Below are 6,330 nucleotides of genomic sequence, written 5' to 3' on the forward strand. Positions count from 1 at the left end.
CGAAAAGCCCCAATGCAGTGTTTCGACCGCGGGCGGGAGAACGGTGTCGAAGCCGCCCCCGCTGAGATTTGGCGCGAAGGCCTTGCCACCGGAGCCTACCGGCACCCCATCGACGACCGAACCTGCCACTCCGATCCCGCGCAGCCACGAAAGCGATTCCGGAAGATCTCCAGAGCCCTTGCCGAAGAAGATACCGGGCTGAACGGTGCGGGGCGCATCGGCCCCGATGGCGATTGCGCCGGAGTGCGCTATGTTCCACGCTCGGCCGACGGAAACCAGGGCTTCGTGACGGTTCTCGCGATCATACTTGAGCCCAATATTCGTCTTGTCGAAACCTGAAGTGTGGCCCCTGAGGCCGGTTCTGGTTGACCCATCCGCTGTCAACCGTGAACGCCAAAGTAGGAGTTAGTAGCCGCGCGAAAGCGCCGTTCATTCTGTTCTCGGCAACGTTGCTCCCTGCGTGGGATACTCCAGAAAGCTGAAGTTCGGCAGAATGAGCTCGGCCGCCACCGCCGGATCATCGAAGGTTATCGTTCCTGCAAAATATCGGTTTCGCGACACCGTGGGCATGAAACGGACGCGTCCACGCCAGCGCTACGACCAGCAGTCCGCCTCCGGCGATGATCCGCGTCTTCATACCTAATCCGCCTAGCAGCCATCGCTTGATAAAAATAGGGTACCCCCCTATATTAGGCGGCGTGTCGCACACTATTAAGAGCAAGTCTAGGCTTGTCGGCCGGGTTCGGCGCATCAAGGGACAGATCGAGGCCGTTGAACGCGCGCTCGAATCCGAACTGGGCTGCGCTGACGTGCTGATGCTTGTCGCCTCGGTTGACACCTGCCTTCGGAGCCCTGTGCTTCCGATAGCCTCACGCGACATCGTTCTCCAACGTTGCCAAATCTTCGATCGCGCTTCACAGCTCTAGGCTGCGAACTCGCTCAGGCGCAGCCATAGCGGGATTGACGCGAGTTGAACGAAGGCAACGTAGTTGGCAGCAAGCCTGTCATAGCGCGTCGCCATCCGACGACATTGTTTGATCCTGTTGAAGAACCGCTCGACCCGGTTGCGAGCCCGGTAGAGATAGGGGCTGGAGCAGATCGGATCGCTGCCGTTGCTTTTCGGCGGAATGCTGGCCCACGCGCCCTTTTCATGGCCAGCTACCTGATCCAGTCCGCGTCATAGCCACGGTCGGCAAGCAGCATTGACCCGGATTCAGGCGAGACAGCAGTTTTCCAGCGAACGTCATGGGCCTCACCGGGACTCCGCGCCAGCCGTACCGGCAGACCATTGCCATCGACCACCGCATGGATTTTGCTCGTCAAGCCGCCTCGGGACCTTCCCATCGATTGGCGCTGGTTTCTTAGATGCAAGCTCCATGCTGATGCACGCGGACAATGGAGGTGTCGATCATCTGGACAGCGGCATCATGGGCGGCGCCAAGTGCGTCTATGATGCCGCCCAGACACCACCAGCCGACGAACCGGGTGTAGCAAGTGGTGTACGGACCAAACGCCGCCGGCAGATCACGCCAGGGTGCTCCTGATCGGAGGACCTAGAAGATGCCATTGAGGACACGTCGGTCGTTCACCCGAGGAACGCCACGCGGTTTGTTCGGCAGCATCGGCCTTATGGCAGTCCATTCATAGTCGGCGAGTTCGTAGCGCATGATTCGAGCTCCCAGTTTGGGAGTTTGAATCACGGGAGTCCGGCCAAACGCAATGCTTCTGGCTCGGCCCCGGTTCGGCGCTTACGCGGTGCGCTCCACGAGGATCATCGCGTGCGCGGCGGCAAGATCGGATGGAAGCGATTCAGATGTGGTCACGACGATGATGGAATCATATCCATCACGATCGCAAGCGCAAGGCCTCATCCGACCGATGTCGGCCGCCACGTCTCTTATCGGTGCCTCCGGTCGAGATCGTCACCCCGCCCTCAGCCGGGCCCGGCCAGATGAAGCGGCCCCGCTCCAGGCGCTTCGTGAATGGGCAGGCGCCCTGGCCGTTATGCCAGATCATCTTCAAAACATTGCCGCGACGACCGCGGAAGCAAAACAGATGGCCGCCCAGCGGGTCGCGATGAAAGATCTCCTGAACCCGCAATGTCAGGGACGGAAAGCCCTTCCGCATGTCGGTGTAGCCGGTCGCAAGCCACACCCGCACGCCGGCCGGCAACGGGATCAAGTGGCCGTCCATCAGTCAGCGCCGCCACGACTGCGTTCAGCGTCGTCGCCTCAACCGCGCCCGTGATCCGCATCCGGGCCCGGCTGCGGACTCAATCTCGATAGCACCGCAGGTCCCGGAGGGCGCCGTCAAGGTTGCCGGTCTGGCGCAACGGAGACCGCGGCAAAACGACTTCGTCAGCCAAACCGTAACCAGATTGCGGTGAACATCATGTCGGCGAGCAACCTCGACAACACTCGCCCAGGTGCCAGACTCTCCTCCACAGTCCGAAGCTTCTTGGCAGTGGTCCATCGCCGCCGTCGCTCTGGACCGGATAGAACCGTAACCGTCGTCACGTTTGCTCATTTGCTTTCAAATTAATGAGCAATTCATCGCACGACCGAGCACAAGCTGGGAGGGCGGCCCTCACCGGGGGCTTACGTTTGTCAGGCTACCGAGGCAAATGCATCAGCGACCGCACTGACGTGAATGCGGTCGAGTGGCGCGCTATTTAAGAACTGAGAGGCAGCATGCTAAATGATTGGAATGATATCAAATTCATGGGGAGCGCTACCAATGTGCGTGAATTGCCCGGCAGCTCTGTGGGACGCACACTGAGCGCCAATATCGCACGGGAGATCGCCTGATCGGCATACTCGCCGGCCCGCGAGGCGCGAAGGTTAGGCCGCGACGGCTTCAATCATCATCATGTCGAGCAGGAACGAGCCGTCGGCCTCGATCGCGAAGTGGGCTTTCGTTTCAGCGGACGCTGCATCCTGAAGCGCGCGGATTGCCTTGACGTTCTCGGCGGGCGTGCGCATGCGCGCAGTCCAGACCGGAAAATCCATGCGCAGCCGCCAGGTGCGACAGGATGCGATCGCGAAGCCGGCACAGCTCAGCGCGGTCATCCATTCGCCGATATTGTAGTCGCGCACATGCGAGGTATCGCGCAGCAATTCCACAGCCTGCAGATGGGTGTCGAAGAGAGCAGGGCCTGGCGAACACACGTCGATGAAGATCGCCGGAGCGTCCCCTCTCAGGACGCGTCGCGCCTGCCTAAGCCCGCGATCGAAATCCTGCCAATGATGGGCGGAGTACCGGCACGCCAGAAAGTCGAAATCCGCATCAGGAAAAGGTAGGCGTTCGGCGGCGGTCTCGACCGTGGCAACGTTGTTGAGGCCTTTCTCGCGGGCCGCCGCGGCGACAGCCGTCAGCATGTCGGTCGACAGGTCCGCCGCCGTGACCCGCGTGGCGTAAGGCGCAAGCGCATAGGTGACATGGCCGCCGCCAGTGCCGAGATCCAGAGCGTGCTGCGGTTTTCGGTCGGCGGCCATCGCGCTCAAAGCGTCGAGGTCGGCGCCTTGCGCGTGAACAGCGCTCTCGACATAGGCATTGGCGCGCGTGCCGAACTGGGCCTCGACCACACTTTCATGGTGCTTGGGCATACCGATATCCTACTGGCGATGGGCAGGATAATCAGCCAAACTAAAACTGTTACAATATGGAAGTTTATCCTATTATAATTTCCACCATGCTCGAGATCGACCAACGCCGGCTTCTCGGCGAATTCGTCCGCGCGCATCGCGAGCGCATCAGACCTCCCGTGCCGGGTGGCAGGCGGCGAACGCCGGGATTGCGTCGGGAAGAACTCGCGACGCTCGCTGGTATCAGTGTGACGTGGTGTGCTTGGATAGAGCAGGGACGTCCGGTGCAGGCGTCACCCGAAGCTCTGAGTCGGTTGGCCGAAGCGCTTTCTCTGACGCGAGCGGAGCGAGCTTATCTGTTCGAATTGGCAGGTCGGATCGATTCCGATGATCCGGCCGGTCTCACCGAACAGGCGCCGGTCTCACTCGTCGCTGCGGTCGAGGGGCTCCAGTATCCGGCCTACGGTCTCGACAGGCTCTGGAACGCCTGCTGCTGGAACGGAGCCGCGGCGAATCTCTTCTGTGGCTGGCTCGACGGCAAGCATCAGCGTAACCTTTTGCGATTCGTCTTCACCGACGAGGTTGCGCGATCGTTCATTCCTCAATGGCAGGAGCGCGCGGGGCGTCTGCTGGCAGAATTCCGCGCCGATTTTGGCCATACCTTCCGCGATCCGCGCGTGAGGGCGTTTATCGATGCGCTCAAGGCGGAAAGCGCGCTCTTCACGCGGTTGTGGGATGGACAGAACGTGCAGCATCGAATGGGAGGCCTCCGCACGTTCGATCATCCACGATGCGGCCGGCTCCGCTTCGATCAGCACAGCTTCAGCCCAACGGAGCGACAGGATTTCAAGTTGGTCTTGCTGGTCCCTCGCCCATCGGAACGGCACTCCGCATCGCTATTGAAAAGCGCGCGTTCACCGGCTTGAGCATGCACACATGGTGACGAAGATGAAGCTCTATCCAAGTGCGGATCAGCTCCCCCAGATTCATCGGAAATTAAGCTTACCGTCTTGTCGAGTTCTTCAACGGTCCACCATCGAATGGCTTGCATAGCCGCTAGCTCATCGGCGCCACCCCAGCGAAGTGACAGCGTCTCTTGAGCAAGTTGTCCGAGAAAAAACACATCCGTGTTCTCGACGAGGCTCCGCTGTACACGAAAATATTCTTAGCGACTTGAACCGGTCCAACGATCGTCACCGCGATTCGCGAGTTCTTCCATCACCTCGCGCTGCACTGCGTCCGCCGCTCTCTTCCGGCTCTTCGGAAGTCGCCCGCTCCGATCCGGGCCGTGACCTAACGCAAGGCGCCCCTGGGCGCAGCCAGGGACCGGACAGGTTGGCGAGAAACGTCTTAGGAGCTCCGGTGACGCACCGTCGCGAATGAATGCACCGCGCGCCCCTCAAAGATTAATGTCAGCGACGCTCCCTCCACTTCCTCGATCCCCCCGCGCCTGAAGTTCAGTCCGGATCGCCACGAACCGCTGAAAGTGGCTGCCTTCCAGATCTTCGCTTGCGCCTTCGCCCTGCCGCACAATGGTATCGATCGCCCGAAGTGCGCTTTCCACACCGCTGATCCGCATCAAGCCTGGAAGACGCGAGCACGTCCTCACCGACCTGGCGGAGGGATCACCTACGAACAGAGCGGTCTCACCAGATCGCTCTGCGAGGGACTGGACCCCGTCGCCAATGGCGCGATACAGGTCGCCAACCGTTTCGTAGTCTTGAGCACTTGGCATCAGCACGTTGTGCACACCGAGCGCGCGCACGTAATTGGTTTGGACGGTGAAGCCCTCGCCATTCGGTTCGGCCGATCCCTCCGGACGCTCAAGGAAGATGAAGTGCTGGAGCGTCTCTGAACTGAAGGGCGCGAGTTTCGCCTGCACGCCGGCCGGATGATATCCCGCTTCGATTGGAAAGTTTGGTCGTCCGAGATGAGGAGGACCGCCCAAGGCCGTCATCAAGTTGGCTACCAAAGCCAGATGCGTCATTTCCTCGACCGCAACCGACATTATAGATCGCCCCCACCGCGAAATGAGAAGATCATCTTCCGGCGCGATTCCGTCCAGAGCGGCGTTCTTCAAACTGAATGCCGCGTAGAGGGAGCAGCACATCAAATTGTGCTCGATCTCTACCGCCTCGGTCAGCGTGCAGAACAGCTGCTCGCGGGACTTGATCTGGATTCGGGTGCGTGCGGGGCTATCCATGGCGCTCCTCCTATTCGGGGGGCCCAGATCAGGCGCCTATTCACCCAAAGCTGCGATGACGAGCCGGGCGACCTCATCCCCGGAAAACTGCTGCTGTCCCGTAATAAGATTTCCGTCTCGAATGGCGTAGCCGCGCCACAATCCGCCTTGGGTGTAGATCCCGCCGAGCCTCTTGACTTCGTCCTCTACACGCCAGGGCATGATGCGCTGACCTCTGGGCAAGGCGCCCATCTCCCAGCTTTTCTCGTCGGCGTCGTCTTCCTCCATGTTGGAGAAGCCGGTGAAGATCTTCCCCTTCACCAGAGGCGTTCCGTCCTTCAGCCGCGCGAAACGCAGCAGCGCCGTCCCATGGCAAAGGGCAGCGGTGACCTTGCCGGCCTCGTAAAAGGCGACAAACTTTTCGTGGAGGTCTTTCTCTTGTTCGAAGGTGAACATAGGGCCTTGACCGCCCGCGACGACGATGGCGTCAAACTCGTTCAGATCGATTTCCCGCACGGAGCGTGTCTGCTCGACTTGCCGCGCGTATTCCGGAGTGTGAATAAA

General features: G+C 60.6%; 7 protein-coding genes and 2 pseudogenes. 3 read left to right on the forward strand and 6 right to left on the reverse strand.

Annotated elements, in window-relative coordinates; translation table 11 throughout:
* Both JOY90_RS17260 and JOY90_RS17265 read left to right on the forward strand, forming a co-directional pair.
* Window positions 1-339: hypothetical protein (locus JOY90_RS17260; protein ID WP_291692329.1), on the forward strand; the 339-nt coding region annotated here is incomplete at its 5' end.
* Between the two features lie 359 nt (window positions 340-698).
* Window positions 699-926 (forward strand): metal-sensing transcriptional repressor, encoded by a 228-nt coding sequence (locus tag JOY90_RS17265; protein ID WP_291692330.1) that lies wholly within the window; start codon window positions 699-701, stop codon window positions 924-926.
* Here the strand turns inward: JOY90_RS17265 and JOY90_RS17270 are convergent.
* From JOY90_RS17270 to JOY90_RS17285, 4 genes and pseudogenes are all read right to left on the reverse strand, one after another.
* A pseudogene (locus JOY90_RS17270) lies at window positions 923-1,667 on the reverse strand (IS5 family transposase). The gene JOY90_RS17265 and the pseudogene JOY90_RS17270 sit on opposite strands and share 4 nt — an antisense overlap.
* A 178-nt stretch (window positions 1,668-1,845) precedes the next feature.
* Entirely contained in the window at window positions 1,846-2,172 is a 327-nt protein-coding gene (tnpB, locus tag JOY90_RS17275) for an IS66 family insertion sequence element accessory protein TnpB (protein ID WP_291692331.1), read from the reverse strand.
* 204 nt (window positions 2,173-2,376) lie between these two features.
* A pseudogene (locus JOY90_RS17280) lies at window positions 2,377-2,516 on the reverse strand (transposase); the annotation flags it as partial.
* A 324-nt stretch (window positions 2,517-2,840) separates the two neighbouring features.
* Window positions 2,841-3,605, reverse strand: a complete 765-nt coding sequence (locus JOY90_RS17285) for a class I SAM-dependent methyltransferase (protein WP_291692332.1) — start codon at window positions 3,603-3,605, stop codon at window positions 2,841-2,843.
* Window positions 3,606-3,691: 86 nt separating this feature from the next.
* Here JOY90_RS17285 and JOY90_RS17290 point away from each other — a divergent pair, with 86 nt between their 5' ends.
* A complete protein-coding gene (locus tag JOY90_RS17290) occupies window positions 3,692-4,510 on the forward strand; it encodes a helix-turn-helix transcriptional regulator (RefSeq protein WP_291692333.1) in 819 nt (272 codons plus the stop codon).
* Between the two features lie 473 nt (window positions 4,511-4,983).
* Here the strand turns inward: JOY90_RS17290 and JOY90_RS17295 are convergent, their stop codons facing one another.
* Complete coding sequence (locus JOY90_RS17295; RefSeq protein WP_291692334.1) at window positions 4,984-5,787, reverse strand: ferritin-like protein; 804 nt, start codon at window positions 5,785-5,787, stop codon at window positions 4,984-4,986.
* 36 nt (window positions 5,788-5,823) lie between these two features.
* The coding region (locus JOY90_RS17300; RefSeq protein ID WP_291692335.1) for a type 1 glutamine amidotransferase domain-containing protein at window positions 5,824-6,330 on the reverse strand (507 nt) is incomplete at its 5' end.

Source organism: Bradyrhizobium sp., assembly GCF_019242285.1.
Classification (GTDB): domain Bacteria; phylum Pseudomonadota; class Alphaproteobacteria; order Rhizobiales; family Xanthobacteraceae; genus Bradyrhizobium.